Here is a 14,597-nt window from a genome sequence, read left to right on the forward strand (position 1 = left end):
TACCATTTTCACTCTTTCTTCTTCTGTATATTTTCTTATGAAATTCATAAAAACCCCCTCTCAAAACTCTAAATTAATTTTAAATTAACTGAGTTAATTATTCCAGCTTTATGAGGGGGCCTATGAGCTATTAATTATTAACTATTAATTATTAACTTGCGAAGCTTTGCTTCACAAAGTTTTTAAACTGCGAAAATTGAGATAAATATTAATACATATTATAAATATACTATACTATATTTATTAATAAAAGAAGTATAAAATTATAACCAAATATAAAATTTTAAGATATTATTAAGATATTTATTCTTTCCTTGAATATTCTTTAAAACAATCTAAACATACCTTTTTTCCATTCATTATTCTAATTCTATGCTCAGCTGTATCTTCTCCACAATTTTCACATACTATATTATTAAATGACCTAGCCTTCTCCGGCACAGAGAAGCCTGGTTGTTTATAATAAAATAATTTTTCACAAGGACAGTTTAGCAAATAATCAATATCTTTTTGTCTGTCCCCACTTCTCGGCCAATTTTTTAATACCACTCTCAGGGCATCACCATTTTTTCTATTAAAAAAACTAAATGCCATTTTACCGCGGTCTCTATAAATTAAGTTTCCCTTTCCCATGGTACACCCTGTTATCACCTGAACCGCATCTACTCCACAGGCATCGTTTTCAGTTATGCACACTATCTCCTCATCTTTTGAAAAAGAAATTCCCATTTTTTCTTTAGCCGCCTCACTGGCTTTATAGCCTATTGCAAGTCCAGGACATAAATGTCCGTGAAATTCAACACATTTTTCCCATAATTTTTTATCCATTTTGTTCCCTCCTGACTAAATCGTTTATATAAATTATACGTCATTTATCCGATGGCTACCAGCCATAATACCCCCATCGCACTCTGTGAAAGCGACTAGCACCAAATCAAAAATTTGGGATATCTGCTTTTCTTATAAAGTGGGGGATATTAGAACTCTTGAGCTTTAGCGATTTAGAGTTCTTATGCTGTGCATAACGGCTGCTACGCCCCTGGATAACGATTTCTAAGTTTCAGATGGAGAAAAAACTCCACCTGAAACCAAGAACTCTGTTTATATAAAACTTTACAATAATATAATTCATTTCAAGTATATGTAACAATTAAGTAAGGGGATCAGCGACCCCCTTACTTTCTTTAATTAAGATTTTACTATTGTGAAAACTTCTGCACCTGATATTTCATCTGAATAGTAGGTCAAATTATAGTCTCCATAAATATTATATTTAGTAACTATTTGCTTCAAGTTTTTTGGCACATTGTAATTTGTAGAATTGTAATTTAATATTTTAATACTAAAAGATTGCCTCTGACTAATTACATAATTTTTTAATGCATTGTAAAAGTCATTATAATTATCTACAACCTTTATATCATTGCCATATTTGTCTTTCTCAGTTACACCTAGTTTAGAAAAACTATAGTCAGTACTATTACATTCAGGGTAATCTGATTTATCCCACTCGTGATTTTTGGCAATCTGAGAATCAGTTATATTAAAATAAGAATGTGAAAGAAGCTTGGATCCATCATTTGTAACAGGATCATCCCAGGTAGAGTCCACCTGATAATACTGCCCCTGTATTTTTACTATATTCCAGGCATGGCTTATCCATCCATCTCCATCATTTCCCTGTCCTATTACCATTTTACATTCTATATCAGCAGCTGCAAGAAGCCTGTCCATAGCATCTGCATAACCCTGACAAACTGCTGTTTTATTCACTAAAACTCCATAAGCAGTATAGGAATCATTAGGCATATTTCCTGTAACTGCCCTTTGATCATATTCTGTATTGTTTACCACATAATCATGAAGCGCCAATTCTTTTTCATAGTCTTTCATTTGAGGTGTTGTGACACTGTTTACTACCTGATCGACTTTTTGTTGTATTGCATTTTCCTTAGCTATTAAATTTTGTTTAGTATCGTCATACTTAAAATTTATAGTCATTTTAGTAAAACTGGAACTCTCAACATTACTTCCTGCACTTGAATACCAATCTCTTAAATTTGGATTGTCCTTCAGAATCTTATCTATGACACCCAAATTATAAGTGCTTCTATCATAGTTTGTTATATTTAAAACCAAGGTGTCCTCATAATTGGAAAGTGCATCCTTTACAGCATTGTAATACTGAGTATAATTTTCTATTGACATTTCACCATTAGAACTATTTTGCCCATCTACTGTAAAATTATATTTTACTCCTTCATTTAACTGCTTGCCATCAGTAGATTTTAAGTTATTATCTATTACCAAAACATATTTTTCACCAGAAGTGTAAAGATTTTGAGGTGAAACCTGTACAGCATCTGATTTTGAACTCACTACATTAACTGCTACTGATTGATTATTGTCTTGCTTATATACTTTAATAGAGTTTTTTGCTGAATTTATATCAATATTCTTATTAAAACTTATTGTCCATGTTTTATTATTGCCTACATTAGAGGTGGCATCGCTATTCCAAATTTTATAATTTTCTGCAGCATAGCAATTTTTTCCTACAAATAACAATCCACATACCACAGCTGTTACAATAAACTTACTTATTTTCTTAAACACAATACCATCTCCCAACAATCATTATTTTTCTATTTCATACATTAGATAGTATGTTTCACTCATCCCCATAGACTTATAAGTATCTTTAGCTAAATTATAATTGTATTTTACTATAGTGTCCAGATGTTTTATCAATTCACAATTCACAATTAAGGATGATTTTCTGTTGTCACAGAAAATCTAGAAATTTAATGTTCATACTACTTATAGTTTTTAGATTTTTCATAGCATTAGTGCAGAAAAATATGCATTGTGAATTGATTTAAATATCTAACTCAGACAAAGAATCATTTTTATGAGAAAAGGCCATTTTTAAAAGCACAGGAGTTATAATTGTAGTAAGTATTACAACCATTAAAGTTGGAAGAAATATTTCCTCCGATATAATATTTTTTTGTAATCCTATATTTGCAGTAATTATAGCAACTTCTCCTCTAGAGATCATACCTACTCCAATTTGTAAAGACTCACTTTTACTCATTTTAAGAGCTCTAGCTGCACCACCACATCCAATTATTTTTCCGACAACTGCAATAACAAACATAACTAAAGTAATAATGAGTACTTCTAGATTGAGGCCCTTTAAATTTGCTTCAATGCCCACACTTGCAAAAAATATAAGTGATAAAAATCCAGAAGAAATTGCTTTGATATTTCTTTCTAAATACTTTTTATGCTCAATAGAAGAAAGTACAAGTCCACATATATATGCTCCTGTAATAGCCGCTATTCCAAGATACTCTGCAACACATGCTATTAAAAGTGCAAATGCTAGTGAAAAAGTAAGCATCTCTTTACCTGGCTTTACATCCCTGGTAAATTTATTTATATACTTAGGTAAATACACTATACCCAATATAGAAAATCCACAAAATAAAATTATTTTTACAAACACAAAAACAAGTGACATCATCCCGGAAGCTGAGGCTCCAGAGCCAGAGCTTTGGGCTACTGCAAGTACTATAGATATGAGAATAAGCCCTAAAACATCATCTATTACAGCAGCTCCCAAAATATTTATACCAGCTCTTGTATTTAGCTTACCAAGTTCCTTAAGAGTTTCCACACTAATACTTACACTAGTGGCCGTTAAAATAACTCCAACAAATACATTTTCTAGGAAATTATTAAAAAATATATATGCACTTAAAGTTCCTAAAACAAGAGGTAAAATAATACCACACATGGCAATGATAAAAGAAGATAATCCTGCTTTTTTAAATTCTTCAATATTAGTCTCAAGACCTGCAAGAAACATGAGCATAATTACTCCTAAGTTTGAGAGAAGTTTTATATTATCATCATACTGAACAACATTTAAAATAACAGGACCAAGTATTACACCTGCAATAAGTGCCCCTAAAACCTCCGGCATCTTCAACTTTCTACTAATGATTCCGCCTATCTTTGTACATATAAGAATTAATACTATATCTAATAAAGTTTTTTCCATTATATCCTCCTTATTTTAGCTTAAAAAAGTAGAAAGCCCCCTAAAGGACTTTCCACCCCAAAAGTCATATTATCATCTTGAAAACAAATAAATATTTGTCCAACCGAAATACAAATTATTTTTAATTTTAATATGGACATAATATCACAATTATGTCAATTATTCAACATATAAATTGTTTCACTAAATTTTAAATTTATTTACAGCTCGTTTAAGCTGTTCAGATAAATTGGCTAAATTCTGACTAGAAGAAGTTATTTCCTCCATAGATGCATATAATTCTTCAGTTTCTCCAGATACTGTTTGACTTTGAGATGCAGTGTCCTTTGATATCTTATCAATTGCCCCTACATTTAAAACAATTTGTTCACTACCTTCTGCAAGCTGCTGCAAAGTTTCCGAAGTACTCTGAATTTGCAAAGAAACATCATTTACAAGCTTTAATATTTCATTAAATGAATTTCCCGCATTGTTCACTACTTTCATCCCATCATTTACATTGTCCATACTGCTTTTCATAGAAACAGTAGCTCCTTGAATATTTTCTTTAACTTGCTGAATAAGTTTTGCAATTTTATCTGCAGATTCACCTGATTCCTCTGCAAGTTCACGTACTTCTTCTGCTACAACTGAAAATCCTTTTCCCTGTTCTCCAGCACGCGCAGCCTCGATAGATGCATTTAAAGCCAATAAATTAGTTTGATCTGCAATATCTGAAATAGTATTTACAATTTCTCCAATAGCCATAGAATCACAATTAAGCTTTTCCACTGAATCTTTTACTATTTCCGTTGAATTTTTAATAGATTCCATCTGGCTAACAGCCTGCAATATAACATCACTGCCTTTTTTAGCTGCCGAAGATGCATTACTTGCAGCATTTGCTACTTCCTGAGAATTAGCTGCCACTTCCTGAGAACTTGCGGAAATTTGCTCAACTACTGCAGATGCTTCTCCTGAAGATTTAGATTGATTTTCAGCTCCTTCAGCCACCTTGTTAATGGCATCATTCACATGTCCTACAGTATCATTTAACTGATGGGCGTTATTATAAAGTTCTTCTGAAGATTCAGTTACCTCATTAGAAACATTTAGGACCAGTCTTACAATATTTTTTAAATTTTGTGCCATTATATTAATTGAAGTAGCCAGTTCTCCTATTTCGTCCTTTTCTTCTATTTTTATAGGTTCAACTACCAAATTTCCATCAGCTATCTGTCCCAGGGAATCTACACACTTATCAAGTCTTACTACAATTTTATTAGAAATTTTCATTGCTGCAAAAATGCTAGCTGCAATACTTATTAAAAATATAATACCCATAATCCATTTTGCTCTAGATCCTGCATTTCTAGTCTGTGCCCATGCATTACTTGTAATTTCATTTATCATATTACTAAGTTTAGTATACACATATTTATAATCATCCATATATACTTTTCCATCTTGTAGTCTATCCCTTGCTATTTGAATTTTTCCCGACTTAACTAAGTTTATTTGATCTTTAAAATAGTTATCTATTACCTGAATATTTGGTATAACTTCATTTTTTATAGTAATAGCTAAATTATCATCTACGTAATAATAATTTTTTATATTTTCTATATCCTTTTGAATATTTTCTTCACTTAAATTATAGGACTCTAAAAATCTGTTATCTCCATCGCTTGCAATATAACCTCTGACTCCTGACTCTTCATTTATCAGTTCACTGCTAATTTGGGACATAATATTGCCTATTGGAATAACATCTTTTGAAACCCTGTCTGTAGATTTTTCAATACGGTTAAAATTATAAAAGGCGCCTATTGTAGCAAAAAACATCATTATCAAAATAATACTAAATCCTGCGAAAATTTTAGTTTTAACTTTTACATCCTTTATCACAATACTCTCCCCCAATTAATCCTATTTTGCATCCTGCACATTTTCTTTTGTAATCATTTTGTAATCAATCCAGATGTATTTTCCATCTGTAATCTTATACTTAAAATTACTTTCATCAGGAGTTTTCCCCTTGGAAAGCATATATGATAAATCAAAAACAGCATCACCCTGTTTTGCAGCATCGTTTAAAACAGTCCCGAGAAGGGTGCCATCTTCAACAGCTTTAACTGCCGGTGCCGTAGCATCTACACCTACTACAGGTACATATTTTCCTCCATTAAAATATCCAGCTGCTTTTAGGGCATCAACAGCTCCAAGGGCCATGTCATCATTGTTTGCTATTACACAGTCAAAATTTGGGCCATATGACGAAATAAACGAGGTCATTTTTTCCTGAGCCTTTGTACGATCCCACATGGCAGTATCTTCTGCCACCTTTTGCACCTTAAAGCCTGAATCTTCAAGAGCTTTTATAGAATATTGTGTTCTCTCTTCAGCATCTTGATTTCCCGTTTCCCCTTTTAGCATAATATATCTAATAGTGCCATCTTGAGTAGGATGGTCTTTAAAATAATTTGTAAGCATCTGCCCCTGTATTGTTCCGGATTGCTCCGCTTTAGCACCTACATAGTAAACTTTATTCCATTTTTCCATGTCTTCTTTTTTAGGTTGACGATTTACAAATACTGCAGATATATTTGCTTTTTTACATTTTTCAATAATCTGTCCTGCAGCATTAACATCCACTGGATTTATATCAAGCACATTTACTTTTCTATTTATAAAGAGATTTATCTTGTCATTTTCAGCTGCTTGAGAATTATCTCCACTCCAAATATCAACTCTAGCTTTTCCATTAGATACCTTATACACCTCATTCTTAAGTTCAGTTATCCATGTGTTATTAAATTCACAGGCAACAAAACCAATTACAGGTTCATTTTCATTTGAAGATAAAGAATTTGAACAGCCTGTCCCTAAAATAATAGCTAATAAACCAATAACAGCAATTGATTTCATACATTTCTTCACAATCAAAACCCCCTAAAAATATCTAAATTTTCCCCTTATATGCAACCTGCCAATAATCGATTAAAATTAATCGATTATTGGCAGGTTGCACCACTAACTCCAAACTCTCCAGGTGCCCAATTATAGAGAATTTTTCATTGTTTCCAACTTTTAAAAACATACTAAATTATTATCTAATTTTACTGCTAAAATTGAAAATAATCAATAAAATAGAGCCAAAAGTGCAAAATTTACACTTTTGGCTCTATTTTTATAGTGGCTCTTTTCTGTAAAATTGATTATGATACATATTGTAGTACATACTCTTCTTTTTAATTAAATCTCTATGACTTCCTTTCTCTACTATTTCTCCATTATCTATTACCATTATGACGTCTGAATTTTTAATAGTGCTTAATCTATGGGCAATAATAAAACTAGTTCTTCCCCTCATAAGTTTATTCATGGCATCCTCTATCTTAAGTTCTGTTAGTGTATCCACATTACTAGTAGCTTCGTCTAAAACAAGTATTGCTGGATTTGAAAGTATTGCCCTTGATATAGCTATAAGCTGCCTTTCACCTTGGCTTAAGTTATTTCCTCCTTCATGAATTAAAGTATTGTATTTTTGCGGGAGTCTTTCAATAAATGCTTCTGCATTAGCAAACTTAACTGCCTGCTTAATTTCAGTAAAATCTGCATCTAATTTACCATACCTAATATTTTCAAGTATTGTCCCTGCAAAAAGATACGTATCCTGAAGAACTATACCAAAACATTTTCTAAGACTATCTCTCTTATAATTTCTTATATCCTCTCCATCAATTAAAATTTTACCATCCGATACATCATAAAATCTGGTGACCAAATTCACAATAGTTGTTTTACCAGCTCCTGTAGGTCCAACAAGGGCGACTTTTGTACCAGGATTTATATCAAAACTTATGTTTTTTAGTATTTTAACATCTTTTCTATAGCAAAAGCTTACATTTTCAAAAGTAACCTGCCCTTTTACATGATCAAATACTTTTGCATGAGAAATATCTTCCAACTCCTCTTTTTCATCCAGCACTTCAAATACTCTTTCTGCACCTGCTGCTGCTGATTGAAGTGTATTAAATATACTAGCTATATCATTTAATGGTCTTGCAAATTGCCTTGAATAACTTAAAAAACTAGCTATAATTCCCACTGTTATAATATTTTTTAAAGCTAAAATCCCACCTACACCTGCTACAGCTGCAAAACCTATATTGTTTATTACATTCATAATTGGCATTAAAAATCCTGACCAAACTTGAGCTTTTAATCCTACTTCACATAGGGAATAATTTATTTTATTAAACTCCTCTACACTCTTTTCGCCATGATTAAAAGCTTTTACTACTTGAAACCCGGATATTGTTTCTTCTATATGTCCATTAAGTTTTCCAAGTTCTATTTGTTGGTTTTTAAACAGCGGATTTGTTTTTTTTGCTATACTTTTAGTTAATAAAAAGACCATAGGCACTGTAATTAAAGTCACAACAGTAAGAAACGGACTTAATATAAGCATCATTACAAACGATCCTAAAACTGTTATTACACCTGACATAAGCTGAACAGTAGATTGTGATATAGTACTACTTACGTTTTCTACATCATTTGTAAGTCTACTCATAATTTCTCCATGAGTATTCATATCAAAAAAAGATAGTGGAAGATTTTGAAGTTTACCAAATAAGTTTTTTCTAAGACCCATTATTATCCGCTGGGCTACCCCTGACATAATCCATCCCTGAAAAAAAGTTAAAATAGCATCCACTACATAAGTTAATAAAAGCAACATAATTATTACCCAAAGCATATGAAAGTTTACTTTTCCATAGGATTCTGACATGGCATCAATAGCTTTTCCTATAAGATAAGGTCCTATAAGTCCTACTAGAGAATCTATTATTACAGATATGAGTATTATAACTAACAATTTTCTTTCACTTCCAAAATATTTCCACAGTCTTAGAAGCGTTTTTCTTAAATTTTTTGGTTTTTCTACAGGTCCAAGTCTTCTTCCCCTTCCTCTCTTTCTAGACCCTAAAGGCACTGATATGTTATTTCTATCATACTTTCCCATATCCTCTATATGTTCTCCTTTCCAAACTGAGATATGAATATATCTTCATAAGTTTTACAGGTTTTCACAAGTTCATCGTGTTTTCCAATACCTACTAACTTTCCATCATCAATTACAAGTATTTTATCTGCCCATATTATAGAAGATATTTTCTGTGAAATTATGATACACGTTAAATTTATTAAATTTTTTCTCAAATTTTCTTTTATCTTAGCTTCTGTAACTGCATCTAATGCACTTGTACAGTCATCAAATATAAGTACTTCAGGCCTTTTAATAAGTGCACGTGCTATGGAAATTCTCTGTTTTTGACCACCTGAAAAATTAATTCCTTCTTGTCCAATTTTAGTATCATATTTTTCAGGAAATCTATCTATAAATTCATTAATTTCTGCAATTTCACAAACTTTTTTTACTTCTTCTAGAGAAGCATTTTCTTTACCCCATCTTATATTCTCCAAAACAGTTCCAGTAAACAATGTTGTTTTTTGAGGCACTAACGCTATTTTATCCATCAAAGCTTTTTCATCTACATTCTGTACATTCACTCCATCAATTTTTATCGTTCCAGAAGTTACATTATAAAATCTAGGTATTAAATTCACCAAACTGCTTTTACCTGAACCTGTAGGTCCGACAATACCAATTGTTTCTCCTGGCATACAGGTAAAACTAATATTATTTATAACTTGATGTCCATCTGAATAGGAAAAGCATACATTATCAAAATCTATTCTTCCTTTTTCCGTAAAATTTATAGAGGCTCCATTAAATTCCATGTCATCCTCTTCATCCAATACTTCAAAAATCCTAACTGCTGAAGCTTTAGATCTAGCAAATACATTGAATACAACAGATATCATCATAATAGAAAAAAGTATTTGTGTCATATAATTAGTAAAAGCAATTATTTTTCCTACCTGAATGTCTCCTGTCTCTACATACTTTCCACCAATCCACAAAACACATATTATTCCTATATTTATAATCAAATTTCTTCCTGGAGAAAATAAGGACATGATACGCATTGCAGTCGTAGTTAATTTTCCTAAATTTTCATTTGCAATTTTAAATTTTTCACTTTCATAATTAAATCTATTAAATGCCTTTACCACCCTTACTCCGGATAAATATTCCCTCATAACAGAATTTATTTTATCAAGTGATACTTGAACCTTCATAAAATAGGGATATCCTATTTTCATATTTAACAATATAAGTAAAACTATAATTGGTATTATAATAAACAAAATGACTGCTAAATGTAAATTCAGTTTGGACGCCATAATAATACTTCCAACACAAACAATAGGAGCCTTTACAAATATCCTCATAAGTCCATTTACAAAATTTTGAACTTGAGTTACATCATTGGTAAGACGTGTTATAAGTGAACTGCTTTTAAATTTATCAATACTATTAAAGGAAAAGCTTTGAATTTTTTTAAATAAATCTTCCCTCAAATCCCTACTAAATTTTTGAGATACACTTCCAGATAATATATTACGTCCTGATGCACCTAAAGCACCTAATCCAGTAATTATCAGCATTATAAATCCATGTTTAACTATATAATTCATATTCTTATTTGCTACACCTATATCTACTATTTTTGACATTATAGTAGGCTGCATCAAATCACACATTGCTTCCACAGCAAGACAAAATATAGCAAGACAAAAACCTTTCCAGTATTTATGTATATATTTTTTCATATATTTCAATGGACACACTCCCAAAATTTTATCTTATTCATTGATAATATTACTTTTTAATTGTAATTTCAATTATGAACATAAGATTAATTAAGCTTCTTGTCTAATGCAAAAATACTAATTATACTGTATAATTATCTAGAAGTTAAATAGAATATTATGTAAACCTATGAATATCAATCTAATTTAAAGAGGCGATTACTTTGAGAAATTTTTTAAATAAACTTTCCTATTATTTTAGAGGAAGTTATGGCATTGATAAACTTTCTACTCACCTTTACATTGGCGGAATTGTTCTATCTTTATTTAGACGTACAGCTACACTAGGATTTGTATTTTTCATATACAGTACCTGGAGGTGCCTTTCAAGGAATAAATACAGAAGATACAAGGAACTTGAGGCTTATGAAAATTTCATCTCACCTATAGCTGAAAGATTTAGTGGATTTACCTATTCTATGAACAATCATAAACAGTATAAAATATTTAAGTGTCCAAACTGCTCCCAAAAATTAAGAGTTCCTAGACACAAAGGAAAGATAACCATAACATGTAAAAATTGTGGTACTTCTTTTAAAAGAAAATCTTAATCTTTTTCATTAACATAGTTTATGATAAAATAGAATAAAAACTTGAAAAGTAGGTGCTGCTATTGGGTGAAAGAAGAATATTTGTGGCAGTTTTTAAATTTGTAATTTTGATATTTTGGACAATGTTTCAATTTGTAGCTATTGCACTAGTTTTCAATTCATTTAATATATCCTTAATATATTACTTTGTCTTTTTTGAAATCATAAGTGTCATTTTCGTAATTCATTTAAACTATAAGGATAAAAATACTTCTTATAAAATCAGCTGGATAGTTCTAATTCTTCTCATTCCAGTAGTGGGAACCCTTATTTATATTTTTTCCATGATTGGAATAAAACGTAACTTTAATAAGATAAACAAAATAGAATTGGATAAAGACGTATTTCCAAAAGAAGACCAAGATATGCTTTCTTCTTTTAAAAAAGAAAATAAAATAAGATACAATGAAACAAGACTTATAAAAAATATTAGTGACTATGGATGCTACACAAACACAAAAGTTGATTACTTCTCTTCGGGAGAAGACATGTATAAAAAACTTTTAGAAGAATTGAAAAATGCTAAGAAATTTATTTTTTTAGAGTACTTCATAATCTCAAAAAGTAAAATGTGGGATGAAATTTTTGAGATTTTAAAAGAAAAGGCCAATAATGGTGTAGAAGTAAGAGTACTAGTAGACTATGTGGGTTCTTTGGTTGTTTTACCAAAAGATTTCAAAAAATCTCTTAAAGTCAATAATATAAAATTAAAAATATTTAATCCGTTTAAGATAATTTTAAATTTTATGCTAAATTACAGAGATCACAGAAAGATAACTGTAATTGATGGAAATGTTGCTTTTACTGGTGGAATTAATATAGGTGATGAATATATAAATGAATATAAAAAATATGGTTACTGGAAAGACATGGCTGTATGCTTAAAAGGGGACGCAGTTTATAGTTTTACAATTATGTTCTTAAGAATGTGGCAATCAATATCAAAAAAGAAAGAGGACTTTTCAAAATATAAGACTTCATGCAAACTAGAAAAAAGTCAGGGTATTGTAATGCCTTATAACAGTGGACCCATAAAACCTGATGGCGCAGCAGAATACGTGTATTTAAACATTATAAACAGTGCTAAAAATTACATTTATATTACTACCCCCTACTTGGTAATAGGCTATGAAATGACACTAGCACTTTGCCTCGCAGCAAAAAGGGGAGTAGATGTGAGAATAATAACACCTTTTATTCCAGATAAAAAAATCGTACAGATCCTCACTAGATCTCATTACGACAACTTATTAGATTCAGGAGTAAAAATATACGAATATACACCAGGATTTATCCATGGAAAAACTTTTGTATCTGATGGGGAATGTGCAGTAGTTGGAACTATAAACTTAGATTACAGAAGTTTATATTTGCATTTTGAATGTGCAACCTACCTGTACAATACCCCCATAATAGTTAATATTTATAAAGATTTTTTAAGAACTATAGAAGTATCAAAAAAGATAAACAAAGATGTATGGGAAAAAAGAAGTCTTTCAAAAAAAATTGTAGAATCAATTTTAAGAATGTTTGCTCCATTAGTATAATAATTACATTATCCTGCTTTTTTGACTTTGCAAATGCAAGCTGCAAGTATGGTAACTATAGGTAGTGTATAACACAGCAAAGCATAGGGTGCATACTTAATGGTAGAAATACCTGTAACTGCTAAAATTAATAAGGAATTCACATTCCATGGAACTAATGGAGCAATAACAGTTCCAGTATCAGATATTGTTCTAGCTAATATCTTATTTTCCACACCTAATTCCTCATACTTATGTCTCAAAAGTTGTCCAGGTAATATTATGCCAACAGTTTGGTCACAAGCTATTGTGGACATTCCGCTTATAGCGCAAGTCTTTATAACCAATTCTTCCTTTGATTTTATAGTTGAAATTACTTTATCCACTATAGGTTTTATAAGTCCTGTTCCTTGAAAAATACTATTTAACGAAATAGCTCCTCCCATTATAAGTAAAACCTCAACCATAGAAGTTATTCCGCCGCCAGTTAATACCTTATTCAAATACTCATATTTTGTATTTCCCACATAACCCGTAGTTATTTCCATAACAACACTCCAAATGCTAGTCTTTTGTACTGTCATAGATAAAATCATACTGGCAGCTAATCCAAGTGAAAGCGAGTTAACTATTTTTATACCTAAAAAAGACACTATAAAAATTACTGCAGGTATTAGTAAAAAAAGTGGTGAAATTACAAAACTTTTCTTAATTGCGGTAGTATATCTGCTTATATTTGAAGAGTTAGAACCAACACTATACCTTTGTCCAATGTAAAAATATACAGAGCCAGCTATTAAATATGCAGGAAATAATATCTTAACCATAGATGACAACATATTTTTATAGGATGTTTTTACAGTGGTTAAGGTAAGATTTACAAGTCCTGAAATCGGAGACATTTTATCTGCTAAAAATGCACCTGAAACAATTACTCCTAAAATAATATAATCTGGAATTCCAAAAGCCTTTGCCAACCCTAAGCTTGCAATTCCAATAGTACTTATAGTTGCAAAAGCAGACCCTATAAATACTGCTACAGCAGACGTAAGTATAAAAATCGTAAATAGAATATTCATGTGCTGCATATATTTAAAGCCATAGTACATTATTGTAGGTATAACTCCAGATGAAAACCATACAGGGATTAAAGCCCCTATCAATAAAATTAAAGTAAGTAATTGTCTGCAGTCAAGAAGGCTATTCTTTATCATAACTAATAGCTCAGTAACACTAAATCCACTTTTTACAAAAACACAGGTTGAAAAAATTATACTTATAGTAAATGCGTAAAATAATGATACCTTAAAAACTATAGAGCTGAGTATGGCCATAAATGCAAAAATTAGAACCATGTATCTATGCCTTTCCGAGATGTTCTTACTACACATAATATGCCTCCAAATACTTAATAATTATCTCAATTTTGCCACATATAAAAATCTTTTAAATAACAAAGTACAAAATTCAAATATCAAATAAGGATAATTTTCTTCCTAACGTCAGAAAATATTAAAATTATAGATTTCCTGAAGTACGAGGGAAATCATCTTTATCTGTTCTTTGTTATTTGAACTTTGTTATTTTCAAAAGCTTTGCTTCGCAAAGTTTTTAAACTGCAAAAGTTGAGCAAATATTTAAAAAACT

The 14,597-nt window shown here is 30.8% G+C and carries 10 protein-coding genes, 1 riboswitch and 1 other annotated feature; of the genes, 2 read left to right on the forward strand and 8 right to left on the reverse strand.

The genetic code is table 11. From position 1 onward, the window contains the following. Positions 1-303 precede the first annotated feature (303 nt). The 7 genes from CLRAG_RS03665 to CLRAG_RS03695 form a co-directional block, all read right to left on the reverse strand. Entirely contained in the window at positions 304-828 is a 525-nt protein-coding gene (locus CLRAG_RS03665) for an FmdE family protein (protein WP_065077142.1), read from the reverse strand. A 360-nt stretch (positions 829-1,188) separates the two neighbouring features. Next, positions 1,189-2,616, reverse strand: a complete 1,428-nt coding sequence (locus tag CLRAG_RS03670) for a transglutaminase domain-containing protein (protein WP_065077143.1) — start codon at positions 2,614-2,616, stop codon at positions 1,189-1,191. A 262-nt stretch (positions 2,617-2,878) separates the two neighbouring features. After that, positions 2,879-4,069: a cation:proton antiporter gene (locus CLRAG_RS03675; protein WP_065077144.1), complete on the reverse strand. Its 1,191-nt coding sequence runs from the start codon at positions 4,067-4,069 to the stop codon at positions 2,879-2,881. A 46-nt stretch (positions 4,070-4,115) separates the two neighbouring features. Beyond that, positions 4,116-4,174, reverse strand: a sequence feature (sodium ion sensor (DUF1646 type); this cis-regulatory element may regulate processes involved in with the transportation of sodium ions). A gap of 78 nt (positions 4,175-4,252) precedes the next feature. Then, a complete protein-coding gene (locus CLRAG_RS03680) occupies positions 4,253-5,956 on the reverse strand; it encodes a methyl-accepting chemotaxis protein (RefSeq protein WP_065077145.1) in 1,704 nt (567 codons plus the stop codon). Between the two features lie 21 nt (positions 5,957-5,977). Beyond that, positions 5,978-6,988 carry a galactose ABC transporter substrate-binding protein gene (locus CLRAG_RS03685; protein WP_065077146.1) on the reverse strand — a complete coding sequence of 337 codons (1,011 nt, stop codon included), beginning with the start codon at positions 6,986-6,988 and terminating at the stop codon, positions 5,978-5,980. Between the two features lie 70 nt (positions 6,989-7,058). Then, positions 7,059-7,142, reverse strand: a riboswitch (cyclic di-GMP riboswitch). A gap of 96 nt (positions 7,143-7,238) precedes the next feature. Then, the gene (locus tag CLRAG_RS03690; RefSeq protein ID WP_065077147.1) at positions 7,239-9,080 is read right to left on the reverse strand and encodes an ABC transporter ATP-binding protein; all 1,842 of its coding nucleotides are present in this window, start codon (positions 9,078-9,080) and stop codon (positions 7,239-7,241) included. 5 nt (positions 9,081-9,085) lie between these two features. Continuing rightward, positions 9,086-10,795 carry an ABC transporter ATP-binding protein gene (locus CLRAG_RS03695; protein ID WP_242872087.1) on the reverse strand — a complete coding sequence of 570 codons (1,710 nt, stop codon included), beginning with the start codon at positions 10,793-10,795 and terminating at the stop codon, positions 9,086-9,088. Between the two features lie 203 nt (positions 10,796-10,998). Between CLRAG_RS03695 and CLRAG_RS03700 the strand changes: the two genes are divergently transcribed. Both CLRAG_RS03700 and cls read left to right on the forward strand, forming a co-directional pair. Then, positions 10,999-11,385, forward strand: a complete 387-nt coding sequence (locus CLRAG_RS03700) for a hypothetical protein (protein ID WP_065077149.1) — start codon at positions 10,999-11,001, stop codon at positions 11,383-11,385. A 62-nt stretch (positions 11,386-11,447) separates the two neighbouring features. Next, a complete protein-coding gene (gene cls / locus CLRAG_RS03705; RefSeq protein ID WP_065077150.1) occupies positions 11,448-12,971 on the forward strand; it encodes a cardiolipin synthase in 1,524 nt (507 codons plus the stop codon). A gap of 8 nt (positions 12,972-12,979) precedes the next feature. On the opposite strand, the gene CLRAG_RS03710 is transcribed toward cls, so the two are convergent. Next, complete coding sequence (locus CLRAG_RS03710; protein WP_065077151.1) at positions 12,980-14,341, reverse strand: Na+/H+ antiporter NhaC family protein; 1,362 nt, start codon at positions 14,339-14,341, stop codon at positions 12,980-12,982. Between the last annotated feature and the right edge of the window lie 256 nt (positions 14,342-14,597).

The sequence above is a fragment of the Clostridium ragsdalei P11 genome (assembly GCF_001675165.1).
In the GTDB taxonomy this organism is placed as follows: Bacteria; Bacillota; Clostridia; order Clostridiales; family Clostridiaceae; genus Clostridium_B; species Clostridium_B ragsdalei.

Coding starts and splice junctions, on each gene's coding strand:
- CLRAG_RS03675 (WP_065077144.1), bottom strand. CDS start 4,069: ATGGAAAAAACTTTATTAGATATAGTATTAATTCTTATATGTACAAAG.
- CLRAG_RS03695 (WP_242872087.1), bottom strand. CDS start 10,795: ATGAAAAAATATATACATAAATACTGGAAAGGTTTTTGTCTTGCTATA.
- CLRAG_RS03710 (WP_065077151.1), bottom strand. CDS start 14,341: ATGTGTAGTAAGAACATCTCGGAAAGGCATAGATACATGGTTCTAATT.
- CLRAG_RS03665 (WP_065077142.1), bottom strand. CDS start 828: ATGGATAAAAAATTATGGGAAAAATGTGTTGAATTTCACGGACATTTA.
- CLRAG_RS03690 (WP_065077147.1), bottom strand. CDS start 9,080: ATGGGAAAGTATGATAGAAATAACATATCAGTGCCTTTAGGGTCTAGA.